Raw genomic sequence first — 20293 nt, 5'->3', positions numbered from 1 at the left:
CCTTCAAATTAAGGTGAGTAAACCTTATGCTTTAAACGCAGTACATGCTACTTATTAATTAAAATAGTGAGCTTCAGCACAAAAGTCTTATATACTGCTATGCTTAGTTATTCAGCGCTTAACACTCTCTCAAGTTCAATGATGTTCTTGTTCCAGAGAAATTCCTTATAAACAAGCTCCCGTGCATTGTCACGCATGCTTTCCTCAAGTTTTCGGTCATTTTTAATCTCTTCTATCGCCTTAAGTACTTCTTCTGTCGTCGCCTTCTCTTTTGCATAGCCCACCCGATTATCGTTTATCAGCCCATTCGCATAGCCGCCGAGGTTAGTTACGACGGGTACGCCGCAGCCGATACCGTCAATGATCTTACCCGGCAGCACATTCATGAACGTTTCCGTCTCTTTCAGCAATGATAGCTGGACATTATGTGTTTTAATCATTTCCAGGCATTCTAACCGGCTTTTCTCTGAATAAGCTTTAACATACTTAAAGTCATGTTCTTCTATATAACGAATGAACTGATGAGCATTTATGCCGTAGACCACTGCATTGAAGTAAATACGGCGTTCTTCCAATCCTTTGGCAACCTCTATCAGCTGATTATAACTTTGCGCAAAGCCGATATTGCCTGTATAGATGACCTTGAAGTCTCCAGTAACGTCCGAGAACTGAATCTCATCCTGATTAAAGGCATTCGGAAAATAGTATTGTCTGACTTTTGGTGCAAGTTTGGAAATATGTGGTCTGAAACCTTCATTGTTGATAATGATGATGTCGGAAGCACGGTACATACGTTTTTCGAGCAGCTTCAGCACAGGGAAGACGAACTTGAATGTTCTTAATTTATCTATTCCAATCAGTGAATCCGGCCATAGATCCCTGACTTCAAGCACTCGCTTTGTTATATGCTTCTGACCGAAAAACGCTGCCCATGGCATAAAGATATTAGGTGAGGTCACATAGAGAATATCGTAGTTATCCTGCTGATGCTTGATGATATTTCGTACTTTGTATCCTAGCTCAAAATAGTACAGAAGACGCATTACTATTGACTTGTGCTGCTTACTGGTCATCATGTTAAGCCGTTTGATGTTTGATGACTGATTAATACCGTCATCGTACCAGAACTTACTATCCTGATATAGACGTTCATTTGGATAAGCTGGATGTGTCGTCAGAACATCGACGTCATGTGTCTTCGATAAATGATTATATAAATTTCTAAACCGATTTGCTCCCGAGCCTATTTCTGGATAGAAATTCTGTGTCACGAGTAATAGCTTCATGTACTTCTCACCTTTTTATATAGTAAGTTTATTATAATATTTCCAGACAACGCATGTGCGTCCCGCTTTATTTCTTTTTCACCTTATTCAGCAGTGGTATTAAGTCTTCCTCAATATAAGGGACCAACGTATTGACAAATGAGACCGACAGATGACCTGTATCATAATAGCCGACTACATTACCTATAACAGGTCTACAGAGAGTATCCGGACAAATATGATCTGTATAGTCATAGTAGTGAACATTTGCAGGAGGATTCTTGAGTTTTGACCAATCTGTTACGTCCGGAACGACCAGCACTTTTTCAATCGCACATTCCTTGCTATCGCGTCCAAACTCTTCAATACAGCGAGGAACATGGTTTCTGAAATATGGGGTGTCTCTAACACCGAATACTTGAATACCTAATTTATTTAAAGCTTCAAACTGTTCGATATACCCTTGAGGCACTTCTTTAATATTAAAATACGATATTTCTGCTGTCGTAAAAACTAAATCCGGTTTGACTTCTGCAATTTTTCCAATGATATGTTCGTTCCATTCATCACATTTAGGCAGCCCTTCTTTACCTGTAGATAGACGACAACCTGCTTTAGTCATATTAACTAGTCTGATATTGTGTTTTTCCGCTATTTTCAGCAATGCACTGTGCCAGTGCGTCGAATGTGAGCCACCGACCAAGGCTACAGTGGCATCATAATTTTTAGTTGCTCCGTATTCACATATTTTCACTTCAGCGGAATCGAGATTCTGCTGACAGCCATCTGTAAAAGGAAGAGCTTTGTCATCGGAAATATTTGCAGCGGTAGGTAAATAAGGTTTCTTATCGATCTTTTTCATATCGAAGACTCGGGCACCCGGATAATCATCTGAGCCGATAAGAACTTCAGATTTATTTGAATCTGTCTCAATTTTGTATTTCCATAAACCGTTGGTTAAGACAACCGGTAACAAAATAATTAAAAGAATGGCAAACATTTTAAATGACTGATGATTAATTTTCAGATTTCTAATCGGTTTTTCCACCAACAATGTTACAACCCAGGATAAGAACGCAGAAAGAACAATAATCAAAATACCATGCAGCAGACTGACCTGCTTAATATTGTAAATCTCTTTGTAGAAAGTAAGAATAACCCAATGCCATAAATAAAAACCATATGACAACGCACCTAATTTAACCATGATAGGATGTCCCAGGAACTTCTCAGCACCTTTTCCGCTTTCGTTTTCACCAGAAACAAGAATCAATACTGCTGCTAAAGTAGGAACTAAAGCGATGTAACCTGGAAACATAGTTGATACTTCAAATAGTACACCGCAGAGCACCAGCATGATTAGACCAAGCCAGCCGCCTATTGCAGCTAATATTTTCGGCAGCTTGATTTTTGTAATGGTTAAGCAGAGAAGTGCACCCATTGCGAACTCCCATACACGAGTACGAGTATCAAAATAAGCCCAAGGCTGATTGACTTGAGTAAGGTAGACAGATTATGCAAAAGAGACTATTAATAGTAGTGTGAAAAAGACTGCCAGCGTTTTTCTTATGTTTTTATTAAAGAATTTAATGGCAAACGTAAAAATTAAGAACCAGATGAGATAGAACTGCCCTTGAATACTCATAGCCCAGAAATGCTGCACCGGACTTTTTTCGTTGCTCTGATCTAAATAGTCGGTCGCACTTAACGCAAGCTGCCAATTCTCATAATAAAAAGATGATGCAAACACCTCTTTGATAATCTGCACCCATTGAGACTGATCAATAAATATATAGCTGAAAATAATCACAGTATACAATACAAAAAATGCTGACGGCAGTAACCGCTTTAGTAAACCGAAGATAAAATCAAAGAAATTCACTGTTCCTGTCCGTCTGACTTTTGATAGTAAGCTGGTAGTGATCAGAAATCCTGATACGACAAAGAATACATCGACACCGCCTGATACACGTCCGAACCAAATGTGATAGACAGCAACCAGAATAGCAGCAACTGCTCTTAACCCCTCAATTTCCGGGCGGAATTTTTTCTTTATTTTTACTTCTTCGTTTTTCATTCTAATCCTCCGCTTGTCATTTAAAGGGACAGTGTTTTAAGACACTGCCCAGACATTATAGTTCTATTTTTAATAAATTCGCGTCTTTTAATCTGCTCATAGGACTATCTCTTTCCGTGAAAGCAATGATTGGAGTATTGCTTCCCAGATAGTCGCTCAGCTTACTTGGCAAGTAAGGATTAATTCGCTTATATTCTTTCGTATGGGCATCCATTACTAGCAAAGCGTCCAGATGAGTCGTCATATTCAGAAACTCCAAATACGGGAGATAAGGATAGACTTCGACACTACGGCCGAGTCCATGCTTTCTCAGCTCCATTTTGGACTGCTTCGGATTAGAGGTGAAGATATGAAGCTTAAGCGGCAGTGATTTTGGATTCAGCGCTGCCACCTGCTCCGGCTCCCGGATCAGCGAGATAATTTCCTGCAGTCCTCTTGTCTCATAGAAATTGCCGAAGTAACCGATATGGAAATAGTCCTGATCCAGCTGAATGAGCGACTGCTCCAGCTGATAGAATGATGGTTCTGCCACAGGATGCGTCTTGATAACCGCCTTCTCTGTAATAATCTGTCTGAGTTCAGGTTCCTTGAATCGTTCACACATACTGAACATCTGACTGTAGTTTGTGAAGATGATCTCATCTGCCTCTGCAAAGGCGATGATCTCCGTCATATTGAACAGATTGCTGTCGATATAAGACTTCCAGCGCTTATCTATCTTGCCGAACAATTTATGCAGCTGTTTGCTGTGAAGTGGCGCTTCGCGCTCGTTGTTCTTAATATCATGCAGCACTGGATCTGAGAATTCTGCTGTCCATTTTATTTCCGGACGCTGCATCTTGAGCTTGAATGCCAGAAAATGACTGCCCGGCCAGAGAACACGTGAATATATCTCATCATATTTACGGTCTTTAACTTTTCTCTCACCAAGTGTGACAAAGCTCTCAATTACACTCCAGCTGCTAAAAGAAGGTTTTGTCGGCAGCTCGAAATGTTGATAAATAAACGGTTCTGCTATCTGGTTTAATGTATAGTCAACTGTACGGACGGCTGACATATCATTCGAGATGACGTCACATGGCTGACAGCGCTCGCGGATACGTTTGGCAAGTACAATGCCGCTCGTATCGGCATATGGCGTGAAACAGTAGCCGATATACAGCGTTCTGACATTATTTCTGTTAATAGCTCCGTAAGGAATATAATCACAGTCCAGCGTCTGAAACAGCTGAATCACACGGCTGTAGTCCTCTGGGTGCACCATAAGATAACGCGAGACAAAGCCCGCCTGTGCATCCATCCGGTTAAGAATCAGCTGTCTTATCTCCGCATCTGCTTCATCAGCCAGATCACCGAGGAGACGGATCACTTCAAAACGCTGCTGGACATTGAAGTCATAGCTCATCGCAACGCGGCTGACAGAATTATCAACAATATAACGATGATAGACTGCCGTATGTTCCGGGACTATGATAACTTCAGGCATGAACTTAGTGATGATGGACATCATCAGGACGATGTCTTCCCCACTTCTCAAGTTCTCATCATAAAGCGTGTTGAGGAGATAAGAAGACGGAATCACTTTTGCCCCATTCATCGATAAAATCTTCATGATTTTAAAGTACTCAGTTGTCGTCTGGCCGAAAAATGGTTTAACCTCTTCTTGAATGACATTGCTGCCGCTGTCACTTTCCGTGTGTATATCATGAATTTCAAACACTGTGATAGCTGTCGGAGAAAGATAAGGTTCCAGCTGATCAATAATGCCCGGCGATAACGTATCATCACTGTCCAGCAGCAGGGAATGACTGTACCGTGCTGCCTTTATACCGGCATTTCTCGCTTTCCCTGCACCTTGTTCGGACAGCAGAATGGAATAGTTCAGCCGGCTGCTGGAGAGCGCTTTTTCCAGCAGATCTTGGTCAAGCGCAACAGTTTCTTCGGTACCGTTCAGAACAAACACCACTTCATACGGCACACTCTCTGAAATCACGTGGATCAGGCTGTTAACAAGACGCTCAATAAAAGGCGCGCTCTTGTACATCGGAATAATGATGGACAATCCCGGCTGATAATCCTTCTCTATAAAACGCTCGGATTTTGTTGGCTGCAGGGGCTGACCTTCTTTAAGTGCGGCTAGAACCCGGTTGATTTCTTTGACTCTTACTCTGCTGTTCTGCATTTACTTCAATCCTTTGACAAAAGATTTAATTTTTAATAATAGCTTGATAACAGGCTGACGTTTAATCTTTTCCATTCTTCTCTCATGCAGCAAGACTTTCTTCTTCAGCTTATCAATTTCAAGATCACGCATATTCAGCTGCTGCAGCGACTTCTTCTCTGATTCAAGGCTCTGTATCAGCAGTCCTTTCAGTTTCTCAATTTCACGGTCACGCATATGCAGCTGCTGCAAGGTTTTCTTCTCTGATTCAAGACTCTGAATCAGCAGTCCTTTCAGTTCTTCACTCTCCATTATTCTCACCCACGTTTATAATTTTATAAAGATTGAGAAGCTTGGCTTTTTCCTGTTCCCAGTTGTATATATCTTTTGCGTGTTCATTATTCAGTACCCACTCTGCATGTTTCTCAGGATGGGTCATAACATATCGAATAGCTGCTGTAAGCTCGTTCTTATCAGATTCACTGATGACCAGACCGATATTTTCCGCTTCAATAACGCGGCGTATCTCCGGCATATTCGTTCCTATGACCGGCACATGCGCCATCATATACTCATACAGCTTATTCGATGAGGCAGAGTAATGATTGAAGTTTGTATTCTGCAGAATTTGAAAACCGATATAAGCTCGCTTCGTATAAGCCCGCAGCAGTTCATAAGGAACACGGCCGGTAAAGATAACCTTATCACTGATACCGAGTGTCCTGACCTGCTCTTCAAGCTGCTGACGGATCTTGCCGTCACCTACCATGAGCAGAACGGCATCTACATCTGCTTCCTTAAATGCGTCAATCAGTAGAGGCAGACCGCGGCCTTGCTGCAGACCGCCCTGATAAAGAAGAATCTTTTTATCAGCCGGTATGGCAAGTTCAGCTGCCGGCACCTCGCTGATATCGTAGTATTCTGAGTAGTTATGCAGTGACATCGGTCTATCACCGTATAATCTTTCGTGATACGTTGCCCGTGTTTCATTCTCCACTATCGTATGATCAACGAAGTTCAGCAGAAACTTTTCCACTTTGTAAACTAGTCCAGCACTATAGTTTGTCCGGCTCGTGTTGACTTCATGTGAATCAAAGACCAGGGTACGTTTTCGCGGTCGTAACTTTGCGCAGACGACCCCTTGAATGAGCGTATTGAGATCATGACTATGATAGACATCCGTGTCAATTTTATATCCCGCCGCTATCATTTTAAACATCAATAAGGCATTCGGAATATGCTTTTTCATGAGCGTGGATGCTTTCAATGCTTTTACACTGATTTCGGCTTTATCCTTCCGATACACCTGGATGCCGGACGGCAGCTGCTCTCTTTTCTCTAGTTCTCTTTCATTTTCTTCACGTTTGGCAATGACAGTGACTTGATAACCTGCCTCAACAAGTGCTGAACCTTCTCGGGTCACCCGTGCATCATTGGTGAAGTTATTCCAGAGAAACATTGTAATGTTTTTCATTTTATCACCTATTTAAGTTTTAATTAATTCAGGAAGTTAATAATATGAAGCTGAGAGAGCAGGCTTCCGACGAAAAACATGACGAGTAAGACGAGATAGAAGAGACTGGAGATTGACGTGCTGCTTTTCTCTTTCTCCGCCTGATACGGCGCATACTGGGCCTGTGACATCTTCTCTTTGTATTCCAGCTGCTCAGGCTTCGTCTTCTGATTGTAGTCTTTGACAAAATCCGTATAGTCCTTGACAATAGACTGGCATTCGCCTGCCGCTTTCACTTCGCCGTAGTGCAGCCAGATTGCTTTGTTACACATCTTACGAATCTGTTCAGCCGAGTGACTGACGAAGAATATCGTCTTGCCTTCCGCCTGAAACTGCTTCATACGTTCTATACATTTGTTTGAGAACGTATCATCACCGACCGACAGAGCCTCATCGACAATCAGCACGTCAGGATCTGTATGAACAGCGATTGCAAACCCGAGACGGGACTTCATCCCGCTTGAATAAGTCTTGATCGGCTGTTTGATAAATTCTCCGAGCTCTGAGAACTGGATGATATCCTGATACCTTTCATTGATCAGCGCCTCTGACATCCCGTGCATCAGACATTTCATTCTGATATTCTCCTCACCTGTCAGCTCATTATTGAGTCCGGCGGATATCGCGATCAGCGAGCTTCTGCCATTGATTTTAATGGAGCCTGCTGTAGGCACAGTGACTTCACCGAGCAGATTGGACAGGGTTGACTTACCGGCTCCGTTCAAGCCGACAAGACCAATACTATCTCCTGCATTGACGACGAAGCTGATATTCCGGAGCGCGTAGTACACATTATCACTGTCATTGTTTTGCCAGAACTTCAGCACAGACAGTATTTTGTCCTTTTTATTCTGATTCACTTCGTAGACTTTCGTGACATTCTCAACTTTAACTTTTATGTCGTTTGTTGCATTTACTTCGTTCATTTCATTACTCATTTTGTTTCCTCATTTCCTGCTGGCAGCATACTATAAAAAGTCAATTAGACGGTTCTTGAATCTATAATGAATATGACTACCGATAAATAATAATAATAACGTGATGCTCCAAAAATAAAGATGATCGCCTAAGTGGCCATAGACAGGTGCTGAGCCTTCAATAAACGCATTGCGGTACATACCGATTAAAAATGCAAATGGATTCAGTGAAGCGATTTTCTGGAGGATGGGCGATGCAGTATGTACATTCCAGAATATCGGTGTGACGAAAAAACCCATTCTTAAAACATTCTGCAAAATGAGCCTTGTATCACGAACCAGAATTACAAGCGTACTCATCACCAGGTTGATCGCAAAAATAAGCGCAAAAGCCGCGACAATGAAATATATAAATTCGAAGAAATGAATGTAACCTCTGTAGCCATTGATCAACGACATAGCCACAACAATGGCCGTCGTGAACAGCAGATTGATGAATGTATTGGTAAAGGATATGGATAACAGGACGGACGACGGAAACTTCATCTTTGTGACGAGTCCAAGCTGAGCATAGATGGCATTCGCACCGATATTTAAAGACTGTGATATAAAAAGCCAAGGAAAAAGACCGGAAATCAGATGAAGCAGATAAGTCATACCGGTACCGCCCTGTCTCATCCCCATGCCGAAGACAACATAATAAATCAGCACCTGGAACAACGGCTGCAGAATATTCCAGAACATACCCAGGTAATGATTGGAATACTCTGTTTTCATATTATATATCGCAAGTTTGCGAATCATATGCATATTTTCAAACTGTTCTTTTAAGATCAACCATACTTCTTTCATCTATTAAACCCTCATTCTGTTTCTCTTCTCAGTTATTGTTACTTATAAAGTATACTGTACGCCATTAAAAGTAAAGGTCTTACCTATGACAGGAAGTCAAAAAAACTGACCTAAAGCGATACGCCATAATTTCTTTCACCGAGATTTCTTATTTTTCTTCTTATTACGTATTTTCCAGTATTTTTTCTGCATGCTGCCCAGCTTTGAAGATGATAAACGTTGATACTGTCTTTTGATGACTGCCAGTTCGTTCTTCAGCTGTGCATTTTCAGTCTCAAGACTTAACACGAGCCCCGGCTCTATATATTCAATTTCCGGTGCAGGTTCAGATGCAGGTATCTGTTCAATCGGCAGAGGTGCCCCTTTGATAAAGTGCCCGATATCTTCTGAAGCTTTAGCAAAGTGACTCCTATGTGTATAATACGCGAGCTCGGTGGCAGCCTTCAGCATATCACTCATACTGCCGCTCTCCCCGGCTTGCACATGACAAAGTGCAACGCCGTTGTTAACATCCATAGAGAGAATACGTCCATGACGTGCCGCTTCCTCAATAAACTGCATGTCGTTCTCACCCAGCGGGAAGAAGTAGATGCTGTCCGCTTCTCTGAATATAGGTTCCTGCTTTTGAAACACCTCGCTGACAAGCTGGTCTGTCTCATTTTCCGGGATGCCGAAAAGATGTGGCGCGAGCCTGTGATAAGTCGCTGTGCAGGAGAACTGCTTAGCGAGTGCATATACTTTTCTTGCAGTTGCTTCATATAATTCAGGGTCTTCTATCACTTTGACCATCTGACTGTAGAATTCTACATCATCATCTGCATAATAAGGATAATCAGCACCTAATATCGCTTCGTGCATTTCACTCCGATTGATAATCGGTGGTACCGCCATATTACAGTATTCAAACAGCTTCGGAGAAAGTTCGAAAGAATCATTTAAGTCATCTTTACGATATAAGATACCGACATCACTTAAACGAATCAAATTAATAGTGCTGGACGGTGTCAGGCCACTTATCCAGATGATGTTTGATGCATGCTCCAGCACCTCGTGCAGGAGCTCAGGGATTTCTTGAGTTTTAGCTGTGTCATCTTCAGCAAGATAAAGCGCTGCCTCAGGATAAGTTTCCTGTAACATACGGAACTGGTCAATCAGTGTGATAATCTCACTTTCTCTAGAAAAGATATCCATATGACTGAATCTATTATAGCGCTTCCGAGGTGTAAATATTTGTTCAAATGTGTAAAGGTTATCTGGAATCATCGGATTCAGATAAATCATCTTCTCGTTCTCAATATGAAGCTCGCTGTGCAGATAGTGAATCATCTGTTGTGTCTGACAAAGCAGACGGCCGCCGCCGCTAATAATAGTCAGCAGTAACTGCCATATTTCTTCCGGGATGGCATTCCCGTTTTTTGTCATGCCGGTTACATTGACTAAAAGACGATCGATGAATCTGCTGTCCATGCGCACCAGTTCGCGCCCTACGTCAAGTGAGCCGATCATGATGATGTCATAGTCGTTTTGATGCAGCGTGTAATCTATCAGCAGGGCTGCACCCCGTGCGGTTACATCAATTCCACTGAAAAAATGAAAATCGCTGTACTTTGCTTCTTCAAACGGATCAATAAGATGAATATTCGGATAGTTCAGCAGTTGCTTCAGAACCGTATTTTTTTCAAAAGGAGCTGTCAGCAGAAGGTCAATTTCTGCATCACGGTTCATCGCTAAAACTTGAGTGATTCTTGACAGAAATAAAGCAGATTCATCTAATAGGTTGGAAGTGATAAGACCACTAATCAGCACTTTTTTCTTCATTTTGGCCATCCTCTGCATTAAATATTTTTGATTCATTCACATCATCATAACTGTCATGTCCTTCGTTTCGGATTGACACTCTGACTTTGAACGGTTCATCAAGCTGTTCAATATTGAATATATGGTTATTTCTATAGCCTGTCTCTTGCTTCAGCAGTACATCATTATCAGTATTGAGCAGCTCAAATAAATATTGAGCATTGGCTGATTTAGATTTCACCGTCACCGTCAGCTCTCTATCGACGTACGTTGTCTCTAATCCACTGATTTTGGCCTTCTGCTGATGTACTTCTTTATCAATAAGATGGATCGTCATCTCCATCATCTGAAGCAGCTGATCTTCCAGTTCGATGTACCGTGCTTTCCAGTCGATATAATCAGCCACCTAAAATCACCTTCAATTCTTTGTTGATTACGACTTCTTCACTTGCTTTCCGTCTGATGGACAGTGCCGCATGATAGGAAATATTCTTCAGCAGTTCAGCTTCGTTATACAACCTTTCAATCTGAACAGCAATCGACTCCGGTGACTCGGGTTTTGCCAGCAGTCCAGATACATTATGCTCCACAAACTCAGGAATAGCAGAGATATCCGTCGCCACCACTGCAAGTCCGCTGCTCATCGCCTCGCACATTGATACACCTTGTGAATCAAGGCGGGTCGGACATAAGAAGACATCAAACGCCTTATGCAGACTCGATATCTCTCTCTGACGAAGGAAAGTGTTATGCAGATGAACGTTATCAAACGGAACAAGAGGAGCCGTGAGCTCAGCATACAGCTTCCCTTCCCCGTAAATATGAAATTCAAGCTCTTTAAAAAAAGTTTTCTTTGACAGGAGAAGAATCGCATCCCGAATCTGATCATTCGCATATTTATGTGACGCATAAGGACGAATCGATAAGATCTTCAGTTTACCTTCTCGCTGTTTTTGCTTAAAATTAAATATTCTGCTATCAATTATATTGGGGATGATCTCGTAGTTCTGTGGTGCAAACTTCCCGTCGACATCCGCGATATGATCTTTGAACCACTGTGATACATGGATGAACGTTATATCAACGTCCTGCTCTTTGTACAGCGCATTCATAAATTCAAGCTGCTCCTTGTAATAACCTGTCGCCTTGTCGACAATGGCTTTCAGCTCTTCAACACTGGCAAGAAAATTAAACCATCTTCTATGCCATGCCTCTGCCTCATAACCATGAATCCATATGACTAATTTAGGGTTTGTGACATATTCGATGATCGGGTAATACATCAGAGGATTGATAAAGTGAATCAGGTAGCTCGCATAGTCTTCGCGATGCGCCTGAATATACTGGCTGTAATGTGTTCCATTCCCCATTGTCACATTGACATCGTGATAGTTATATTCCTCTTCTTCATGAGCCGTCTGCTTCAAATAATAGACTTCTACTGTAAAACCTTTTTTCTGATAAGATTTTACTCGTCTATGGATGAAGCCGTTCTGATAAATGTTTTCATCAGACGGATACGCATTACACACAACCAATACTTTTGTCATTGCTATTTCCTCCAAGAGCGCTTCTGTACAAATAGTCATATTCATTCGCTTTAATGTCTATAAACACATAAGAACTTATAATTCATATAAATGAAGTACAAGTTCTTATAACAATTATTTAAATGCGTAAAGATTACCGAAGTTATAGTACTGTGTATTTTCGAACTGAGTTTTTACGATGTTCTTTGTATCAAAGATAATAGCGTCTTTCATACTTTCAAAGTCAGCATCTGTTAATGCTTTGAACTCAGAATGGTCGCTTAACACAAGGACAAGTGAGCTGTCTTTGACTGCGGTCTTTAAGTCTTTCTCAACAAAATCAAGTTTTACGTGCGGGTCGTATGCGACTACTTCAAAGTGTTCGTCATTCAGCATCTGGTAAATATCGAATGCCGGAGATTCGCGGATATCATCCACATCACCTTTGTAAGTCAGACCGAACACAGTGACTTTATTGCCGTCGACTGCTTTCAGGATTTCTTTAGTCTGATTGACCACGTAATGCGGCATCTGGTTATTGATCTTACGGCCGACCTGAATAATATCTGAATTAATCGGGTCTTTCGCAATAATAAAGTAAGGATCGACTGCTAAACAGTGACCACCAACACCTGGACCTGGCTGATGCAAGTTTACTCGTGGATGTTTGTTTGCCATCTCGATGACGTCAAGTGCATTGATTTCAAGGTGATTACAGATTTTAGCGAGTTCATTCGCAAGAGCAATATTAACGTCACGATAAGTATTCTCCATTAATTTGCTCATCTCAGCCGTCTTAGCATCTGTTTCAATCATCTCACCTTGGACGAATGTGCCGTATACTTTTTTACCAGCTTCGATACATTCTTTAGTCACACCACCGATGATACGGTTGTTATGGATTAATTCGTACATAATCTGACCCGGCAGGACACGCTCTGGACAATGAACGAGAAAAACATCCTTACCAATTGTGAAGCCTTTGGATTCGACTAGTGGTTTCACGAAGTCATCCATTGTACGAGGAGCAATTGTTGATTCTACAATGATAACATTGCCTTTTTCCACTAATGGTAATACGGATTCAACTGCTGACATCACCATTGAAATATCACATGATTTGAACTGATCAGCATTGTTCGGTGTCGGTACTGCGATAATGAAGCAGTCAGCCGGTTCCGGTTTAGTTGTCGCCTTAAATCTGCCGCATGCAAGCACTTCTTCAAATGCCTCCTGCAGACCTGGTTCTTCAATATGAATCGTACCGCTGTTTAGTGAATCAACAGCTTTCTGATTGATGTCGACACCGACAACATCCACACCATGCTTCGCAAACATAATAGATGTTGGTAACCCAATATAACCGAGGCCAATTGTTGTTAATTTCAAAAAAATCCCGCCTTTAACTTTAATTAAGTACTAACTTATAGAATAAATTAATTTAATCATATGTCGTTAGAATTTACTATGATTTAATATACATTTAATAATAAATTATCTGCTTACACTATATTATAGGATTATGTATAAATTGCAACCTATCGCTTTGCCCTGATAGAATAACAGCTGTATTACCAGTCAGCTGATATTCCAGCAGCTGCTCACTATAGATCGGCAAAATACATACTTACTTTCTAATTTACAGGAATCGTTTGTCATTTACAATGCTTTTCCTCCCGACAGAAGGGGCCTCTTCATTATTAGCTGAAACCTTATGTTAAATGATGCCGCCAATGAAAAATCTTGTTATGATTATAATAATGCAATATAATAGTATGATTTAAATACAAATACGATCAGATAAGGTGACGAGACGATGAACAAATATTTTAAAGCGCTACTGATTTTGTTAAGTCTGAGTTTAATTGTAGTACCAGCCGCATATGCCGGTTATTTATACTGGACAACTAAAGACGCCATTAACGGTTCGTATGCAAAGAATACTGATAAATCAGATTTAAGAAAGAACGATGTTGACCCGTCGATGAACCATGTGTCAATCCTTTTCCTTGGAATAGATGACAGTGAAAGCAGACGAAAAAATGGCCAGTCGGCAGATAAAGCAAGAACAGATGCCATGATTTTAGCGACGTTTAATCGTGATGACAAACAGATCAGGCTGATCAGCATCCCGCGTGATACCTTGTCCTATATTCCAGCAGTCAGCTACTATGACAAAATCACTCATGCCCATGCAGAAGGCGGGCCGAAATCATCGATGAATGCAGTCGAGCAGCTGTTCAATGTGCCTGTGGACTACTATGCCCGAGTCAACATGCAGGCTTTTGTCGATATCGTGGATGAGCTGGATGGTATTGAGTTCGATGTTCCATTTGATATCGATGAACCTACTAAAAATGACCATGGAAGAATAAAAGTCAAACAAGGACATCAGTTATTGAACGGTGATCAGGCACTTGCCCTTGCCCGGAGTAGACATATCGATACAGACTTAGGCCGCGGTAAGCGTCAAATGCAGATGATTGAAGCGATTATCAAAAAAGCGGAAAGAACAGATTCTTTGTCCAAACTAGATGAACTCATCAACATTGTCGGCGACAACGCCAAGCATAATTTGACATTCACCAATATCACATCGCTTGCTTCGCTGTATTCATCAAACGATGTCACGTTTAAACAGACTCAGTTAAAAGGAACAGATGATATGTATAACGGCGTCTATTACTATAATCCTGAATTTACAGATGTCTACCGGATATCAAACCTTATAAGAAAAGATCTGGGCCTTGCTAAAGGCAGACAAGAATACCTTCTCGACTACAAAGTGATATCATTATATGGCAGTCTCATACCGCTTGAAAAAATTGATGTTGATGCAATCAACAAAGAATTTAACAGCAAGCCTGCAGAAGACAGCGTGTCAACAGAATCCACTCAAACCTGACCATATATGAGGAAAGGAGTGACATAATGAGTCAGCGTAAAACTTATGAAAAATACGAACAGATCAATCAAATATTTGATCGGCTGGAACATCAGATTATTCATGCCGGAGACTTGGAATATTTCCGCTCAAGATTTTTCTATCTGGATGAATATCACCATCAGAACTATGAGTCTTTAAGACTGTATTACCATCAGTCAGATGATAATCCCCTTATTGACGGTGCATGCTATATACTCGCCATCCCAGAAATATTTAACGTACTGAATATTTTTGAATATGAAGTACCCCTTGATTTTGTCTTTGAGAACGGTCACTTAAGTGAAACCTTCAAATCACTGAATGTTTATTATCAATACTTAATTGCAGCGATTCTAGAAGTATCAGACATTAAAATATTTGAACCTTCCGGCTACTCACTCGGCATGACTAACTGGAATATCACCCAAATGAAATTATTCTGGCAGTATACAGCGATTATTCGTCGAAATGCGCTTTAAGTGATATACGAATATTAGACAATTAAGTGGTTTAATATTATACAGTAAAAATAATATATTGATTTAGATGTTTGCCGGTAATTGACAAAACCAATAAATAAAAGGACAGTATCCTATTGATACTGTCTTTTTATTATGGAGTTTTCGATACTATAAGTAGATAAATAACTGCTGAAAAATCTATAGTTAAAATGGAAATTTTAGTTTGTTAAAATAATATTACAGTTTTGTAGCACTATATACATCAATTCTCAAAAAATTTATAATATTGCTAGTAATTGAAATCAAATGACGAAAGGATGCATTATGGATAACAAATTTTACTTTAAGGCACCAGCCCTTTTATTAATGATGTTCGCAGCACATTCTACAGCAGCACATGCTGCGGAGAATAGCACTGCTGCAGAAAACAATGACTCAGCTGTTAATGTTTTACCGCAGGAGATCACTGCTACACCACAAGGAGGAAACAATACAGTATCCACACCTTCTAATGTAGTGAAAACCATCAATGCATCTGATTACAATAACGTGACGACTTCGCTCCCTGAACAAAGCAGCAGTGCAGTATCGACACCACCAGACACCCAGACACCTGCAGCTGTCCTTACAGCACTTAAAACTACAACGGCAGCAACACCGGCAACACAAGCGCCTGTGACGCAAGCCACTGCTCCTAAAGCGGCTGTAATACCGGCAACTGAAATTCAAGCACCGGCAACTGCTGTCTCTACAGCACCTAAAACTGCAGCGCAAGCCACTGCTCCTAAAGCGACGGCAATACCGGCAACTGAAATCCAAGCACCGGCAACTGCTGTCTCTACAGCAGCTAAAACTGTGACGCAAGACCCTGCTCCTAAAACGGCGGCAATACCGGCAACTGAAATCCAAGCACCGGCACCTGCTGTCTCTACAGCAGCTAAAACTGCGGCGCAAGACCCTGCTCCTAAAGCGGCTGCAATACCGGCAACTGAAATCCAAGCACCGGCACCTGCTGTCTCTACAGCACCTAAAACTGCGGCGCAAGACCCTGCTCCTAAAGCGACGGCAATACCGGCAACTGAAACCCAAGCACCGGCAACAACTGTCTCTACAGCAGCTAAAACTGTGACGCAAGACCCTGTGATGCAAGCCACTACTCCTAAAACGGCTGAAATACCTGTAACTTCAACGCTTAAAACTGCGGCTACTAAATCGACGGCAGCTTCAACTAAAACAGCTGCTGTCCCATCAACAACTGCAGGCACTTCTTCGACGGTCACAACGACTGTCCAGCCGACTGCTGTTCAAAAAAGTTCTACTGCAATAACAGCAGGAAATGCTGTCAGAACTTTTTCTCACCAATCAGGCTCTGCGATTGCCGCACCGAAAACGACACTTCAAAAAACGGCTAGCAGTATGTCAGTGAATGACTACATTAAATACATGAATTATAACGTCCCTGTCTATCAGCAGGACTTTTCAAGCGACTTCCCGCTCATTGCTTACCGTAATGGTGTGGGGGCTCCAGAAGGCGTCGTCGCCCACGAAACTGCCAATAACACCTCGACCATCTGGGGCGAAATTGCTTATATGAAAAATAACTTTGAAAACGCCTTTGTCCATGCTTTCGTTGATGACAATAATATCATAGAAACAGCACCGACTGATTATCTCGCTTGGGGCAGCGGTCAGTATGCGAACCCGCGCTTTATCCAGGTAGAACTCGTCCGCGTGCAGGGCAAAGACCGGTTCAGTAAAGCGATCAATAACTACGCGGATTATATTGCGACTAACCTGCTGTACTACAATCTACCGGTAGACAGCGCCGAATATGACGGTACCGGTACGCTTTGGTCCCATAAAGCGGTATCCAATTATCTCGGTGGAACTGACCACGGGGACCCATACGGCTGGTTTGCGGAGAACGGTTATACATTTGATGAACTTGTGCAGCTTGTCACAGAAAAATATAACTATAAAACAAATAATGTGCTTCCGACTCCCCCTACACCTCCTGTCACGTCACCTGCTCCTGTGAAAACTGGAAAAGTGACAACAACAGCTGTTTCTAAAATGGCCCGTATCAACTCGGCAGCGACACCTATTTATGCGAGTGTGACAGATACAGTGAGCACTCCAGCGGGTGCGAAGTATAGTTCTTCTTATTTCGTCAACAAAAAGGCAGAACTGAACGGTGACACGTATTATTTAATTCAGGATGATAAAGGCAATCCACGTGGCTGGATTGAATCGAAAGACCTGACACAGGCTACTAGAAGCACTGAACAGCAGGTCAGCACTAAATATACTATCAACTCTCTTGTCAGCGGCATTTATTCAACGCCGTGGGGAACAGACACACAAAAACTCAGCGATTTAAAGACTGCAGTCAATCAAGTGTTTGCGCCAAGCAAGAAAGTGATCATCAACAGCACGCCTTACTATTTCGGTACAGTCAACAACATATCCGGCTGGATCAGCGGCAGTCATTTAACGCTCCAGGTTCCTGCTCCAACCAACGTCAAAGCGATTGATATGATCGGCCGCACAGCGAACGGTGCCGCTTATTATACGGACAGCAATATTTCTAAAAAGGCAGCAGTAAATCTTGCTGCTACACAGTATTACATCAATAAAGAAGCACTCAAGGGCACAGAAAAGTACTTCCAGATTGTCGATGCCGCCAACAAAACAGTCGGCTGGGTCAGCGACAAGGATATCACCCAGACAACACACCAGGTGATTGACTGGAAAAAAGCACCTTACGCAGTGACAGACACTAAGTCATATGTCCTCTCCATTCCTGACGGCAGTAATACACAGCGCGTCGCACCACTGGCTAACCTGTCGGGCAAAGTCTTCAATGTCGTGAAAACAGAGAAAGTGGGCACATCACTCTGGTACAAAGGGGTGTTCGCTAATACAAACACAGTCGGCTGGATTCCAGGGAAATACTTGACGCCTCAACCAACCAACGTCAAAGCGATTGATATGATCGGCCGCACAGCGAATGGCGCTGTCTACTATACCGACAACCTTATCTACAAGAAAGCAGCCGCGAAATTAGCAGATAAACAGTACTACATCAGTAAAGAAGCACTTAAGGGCTCAGAAAAGTACTTCCAGATTGTCGATGCCGCCAACAAAACAGTCGGCTGGATCAACGATAAGCAAATCACACAATTTGCTCATCAGACAGTCAGCTGGGAAAAAGCACCGTATGTCATTACAAATGTTCAATCCTATCTCTTCTCTATTCCAGGCGGCAGCACTACGCAGCGTATTGCTCCATTGTCAAAACAGACAAGCAAGATTTTTAATGTCGTGAAAACAGAGAAAGTGGGCACATCACTCTGGTACAAAGGAGTATTCACTAAAACGAACACAGTCGGCTGGATCGAAGGAAAATATTTAGCAAAGCAGCTGGTCACTATCGCTAAGGCACCAGAATCCTTATCAACTGCTGTTAAAAAACAGATGAATCTGGCAGCTACAGCAGCTCCAAAAGTCATCTACACAGATAAGACCGGCAAATCCATGGCACGTGCCGCTACAAGTCAGGAAGTCCGCAATTACTTAAATACTTCTTCCGCTATGAACAATCCGGCACAGAAATATCAGTTCCTTAATTTGAATGTCTCTCAAGGTATTTCAGGTTCTACTCTTAATAAACTGCTTGTCGGAAAAGGCATTCTTGCAGGCCAGGGACAAACATTTGCTGAAGCTTCAAAACTGTTAAATATTAACGAGATTTATTTAATCAGTCATGCCTTACTTGAAACAGGCAACGGTACAAGTGAATTAAGCCGCGGACTAGGTTATAACAGCAAAACCGGGCAAGTCAGTAAGACCGCATCAAAAAAGTACTATAACATGTACGGCACTAAAGCAACCGACAGCAATGTATACAACGGCACTAAGTATGCTTATGAAAACGGCTGGGACACACCTGCAAAAGCCATTATAGGCGGTGCTAAGTACGTAGCGGACAGCTATTTCAAAAACCAGCAGTTTACACTGCATCAAATGCGCTGGAACCCTAAAAATACGGCGACACATCAATATGCAACGGATATTGCATGGGCTTCCAAGAACGCTGCACGTATTGCTGATTTCTACCAACAGATTGGACTTGAAGGCTTGAAGTTCTTCGTTTATCGCTATGACCAGTAATCATTGAAAACCCCCGGCAGTCCGCTGTTAAAGCGGACTGCCGGGGGTTTTTAATTGAACAAAGCGGTCATTAATATCTGAATGGGTCACGGATAGAAAAAGAGTTGTACACTTTTTCTAGTAACATAATCAATTCTTGAGACTCTTCTGTGCCTAATTCCTTCATAAAGTTCTGGACAACTCTGCCTTTTATAACTTCTGCTTTCTCCAGTACTTTTTTTCCGTTATCAGTCACTTTCAGAACAGTGGAACGTAAATCATATATACTCTGCTCTTTATAAACATAACCATTATCAACTAATTTTTTAATCGCCCGAGACACAGCTGTCTGTTCTTTGTTCAATCGATAGATCAGTTTTTTCTGCGTCATATTTTCTTCACCGGCGATTAATTCCAGCATATAAAGCTGTTCTCTAGTAAGATTGACATCTGTCAATTCCGTCGATGTGATTTCGTCTATTTTAGAATTCATGAAGTAAATCAATTGCCCAAACCTTTTTAAACGAGTATCATCCATGCTATTTCTCCTTCATCACTGTTACCATGAATTATAATGCACTCGTATTAGTTTATCAACTACTTATTAAATTTTGAAGAAGTATTGCAAACTATATATAATCTA

At 41.7% G+C, this 20293-nt stretch carries 15 protein-coding genes and 1 pseudogene; 3 read left to right on the top strand and 13 right to left on the bottom strand.

Going from position 1 to position 20293, the window contains the following annotated elements; genetic code table 11:
- Positions 1–107 precede the first annotated feature (107 nt).
- From KFV11_RS03800 to KFV11_RS03745, 12 genes and pseudogenes are all read right to left on the bottom strand, one after another.
- The gene (locus KFV11_RS03800) at positions 108–1286 is read right to left on the bottom strand and encodes a glycosyltransferase family 4 protein (protein ID WP_254250390.1); all 1179 of its coding nucleotides are present in this window, start codon (positions 1284–1286) and stop codon (positions 108–110) included.
- 67 nt (positions 1287–1353) lie between these two features.
- On the bottom strand, positions 1354–2127 hold the full coding sequence (locus tag KFV11_RS11750) for an SGNH hydrolase domain-containing protein (protein WP_367305188.1): 774 nt from the start codon (positions 2125–2127) through the stop codon (positions 1354–1356).
- Positions 2128–2331: 204 nt separating this feature from the next.
- Positions 2332–3342 (bottom strand): annotated as a pseudogene (locus tag KFV11_RS11745) (acyltransferase family protein); the annotation flags it as partial.
- Between the two features lie 55 nt (positions 3343–3397).
- A complete protein-coding gene (locus KFV11_RS03785) occupies positions 3398–5524 on the bottom strand; it encodes a glycosyltransferase (protein ID WP_254250387.1) in 2127 nt (708 codons plus the stop codon).
- Positions 5525–5815 carry a hypothetical protein gene (locus tag KFV11_RS03780; protein ID WP_149458183.1) on the bottom strand — a complete coding sequence of 97 codons (291 nt, stop codon included), beginning with the start codon at positions 5813–5815 and terminating at the stop codon, positions 5525–5527.
- Positions 5805–6977 carry a glycosyltransferase family 4 protein gene (locus tag KFV11_RS03775; RefSeq protein WP_254250386.1) on the bottom strand — a complete coding sequence of 391 codons (1173 nt, stop codon included), beginning with the start codon at positions 6975–6977 and terminating at the stop codon, positions 5805–5807. Before KFV11_RS03775 ends, KFV11_RS03780 begins: the two co-directional genes overlap by 11 nt.
- 23 nt (positions 6978–7000) lie before the next feature.
- Positions 7001–7954 carry an ABC transporter ATP-binding protein gene (locus tag KFV11_RS03770; protein WP_254250385.1) on the bottom strand — a complete coding sequence of 318 codons (954 nt, stop codon included), beginning with the start codon at positions 7952–7954 and terminating at the stop codon, positions 7001–7003.
- Positions 7955–7984: 30 nt separating this feature from the next.
- Positions 7985–8785, bottom strand: a complete 801-nt coding sequence (locus KFV11_RS03765) for an ABC transporter permease (protein ID WP_149458181.1) — start codon at positions 8783–8785, stop codon at positions 7985–7987.
- A 135-nt stretch (positions 8786–8920) separates the two neighbouring features.
- Positions 8921–10603, bottom strand: coding sequence for a glycosyltransferase family protein (locus tag KFV11_RS03760; RefSeq protein ID WP_254250384.1), 1683 nt, complete (start codon positions 10601–10603; stop codon positions 8921–8923).
- Positions 10581–10988 carry a hypothetical protein gene (locus KFV11_RS03755; RefSeq protein ID WP_254250383.1) on the bottom strand — a complete coding sequence of 136 codons (408 nt, stop codon included), beginning with the start codon at positions 10986–10988 and terminating at the stop codon, positions 10581–10583. The genes KFV11_RS03760 and KFV11_RS03755 overlap by 23 nt, the downstream gene beginning before the upstream one ends.
- Entirely contained in the window at positions 10981–12132 is a 1152-nt protein-coding gene (locus KFV11_RS03750) for a glycosyltransferase family 4 protein (protein ID WP_254250382.1), read from the bottom strand. Before KFV11_RS03750 ends, KFV11_RS03755 begins: the two co-directional genes overlap by 8 nt.
- A 114-nt stretch (positions 12133–12246) precedes the next feature.
- The gene (locus tag KFV11_RS03745; protein WP_149458177.1) at positions 12247–13500 is read right to left on the bottom strand and encodes a nucleotide sugar dehydrogenase; all 1254 of its coding nucleotides are present in this window, start codon (positions 13498–13500) and stop codon (positions 12247–12249) included.
- Positions 13501–13927: 427 nt separating this feature from the next.
- Here KFV11_RS03745 and KFV11_RS03740 point away from each other — a divergent pair, with 427 nt between their 5' ends.
- The 3 genes from KFV11_RS03740 (at position 13928) to KFV11_RS03730 (ending at position 19671) form a co-directional block, all read left to right on the top strand.
- Positions 13928–15016, top strand: a complete 1089-nt coding sequence (locus KFV11_RS03740; protein WP_254250381.1) for an LCP family protein — start codon at positions 13928–13930, stop codon at positions 15014–15016.
- 26 nt (positions 15017–15042) lie between these two features.
- Positions 15043–15516 (top strand): DUF2538 family protein, encoded by a 474-nt coding sequence (locus KFV11_RS03735; protein ID WP_254250380.1) that lies wholly within the window; start codon positions 15043–15045, stop codon positions 15514–15516.
- Positions 15517–15864: 348 nt separating this feature from the next.
- Positions 15865–19671, top strand: coding sequence for an N-acetylmuramoyl-L-alanine amidase (locus tag KFV11_RS03730; RefSeq protein ID WP_254250379.1), 3807 nt, complete (start codon positions 15865–15867; stop codon positions 19669–19671).
- A gap of 70 nt (positions 19672–19741) precedes the next feature.
- Here the strand turns inward: KFV11_RS03730 and KFV11_RS03725 are convergent, their stop codons facing one another.
- Positions 19742–20188: a MarR family winged helix-turn-helix transcriptional regulator gene (locus KFV11_RS03725; RefSeq protein WP_149458173.1), complete on the bottom strand. Its 447-nt coding sequence runs from the start codon at positions 20186–20188 to the stop codon at positions 19742–19744.
- Between the last annotated feature and the right edge of the window lie 105 nt (positions 20189–20293).

Origin of the sequence: Macrococcus equipercicus (assembly GCF_024205945.1) — a bacterium.
In the GTDB taxonomy this organism is placed as follows: Bacteria; Bacillota; Bacilli; order Staphylococcales; family Staphylococcaceae; genus Macrococcus; species Macrococcus equipercicus.
Note: the sequence above shows the minus strand (reverse complement) of the source record. Positions and strands in the feature narration are given on the sequence as shown.

Bases quoted from the DNA above. Each gene is read 5' to 3' on its own strand.
- KFV11_RS03775 (WP_254250386.1), bottom strand. From the start codon at position 6,977: ATGAAAAACATTACAATGTTTCTCTGGAATAACTTCACCAATGATGCA.
- KFV11_RS03800 (WP_254250390.1), bottom strand. From the start codon at position 1,286: ATGAAGCTATTACTCGTGACACAGAATTTCTATCCAGAAATAGGCTCG.
- KFV11_RS03730 (WP_254250379.1), top strand. From the start codon at position 15,865: ATGATGTTCGCAGCACATTCTACAGCAGCACATGCTGCGGAGAATAGC.
- KFV11_RS03770 (WP_254250385.1), bottom strand. From the start codon at position 7,954: ATGAGTAATGAAATGAACGAAGTAAATGCAACAAACGACATAAAAGTT.
- KFV11_RS03765 (WP_149458181.1), bottom strand. From the start codon at position 8,785: ATGAAAGAAGTATGGTTGATCTTAAAAGAACAGTTTGAAAATATGCAT.
- KFV11_RS03760 (WP_254250384.1), bottom strand. From the start codon at position 10,603: ATGAAGAAAAAAGTGCTGATTAGTGGTCTTATCACTTCCAACCTATTA.
- KFV11_RS03740 (WP_254250381.1), top strand. From the start codon at position 13,928: ATGAACAAATATTTTAAAGCGCTACTGATTTTGTTAAGTCTGAGTTTA.
- KFV11_RS03725 (WP_149458173.1), bottom strand. From the start codon at position 20,188: ATGGATGATACTCGTTTAAAAAGGTTTGGGCAATTGATTTACTTCATG.
- KFV11_RS11750 (WP_367305188.1), bottom strand. From the start codon at position 2,127: ATGAAAAAGATCGATAAGAAACCTTATTTACCTACCGCTGCAAATATT.
- KFV11_RS03735 (WP_254250380.1), top strand. From the start codon at position 15,043: ATGAGTCAGCGTAAAACTTATGAAAAATACGAACAGATCAATCAAATA.
- KFV11_RS03750 (WP_254250382.1), bottom strand. From the start codon at position 12,132: ATGACAAAAGTATTGGTTGTGTGTAATGCGTATCCGTCTGATGAAAAC.
- KFV11_RS03780 (WP_149458183.1), bottom strand. From the start codon at position 5,815: ATGGAGAGTGAAGAACTGAAAGGACTGCTGATTCAGAGTCTTGAATCA.
- KFV11_RS03785 (WP_254250387.1), bottom strand. From the start codon at position 5,524: ATGCAGAACAGCAGAGTAAGAGTCAAAGAAATCAACCGGGTTCTAGCC.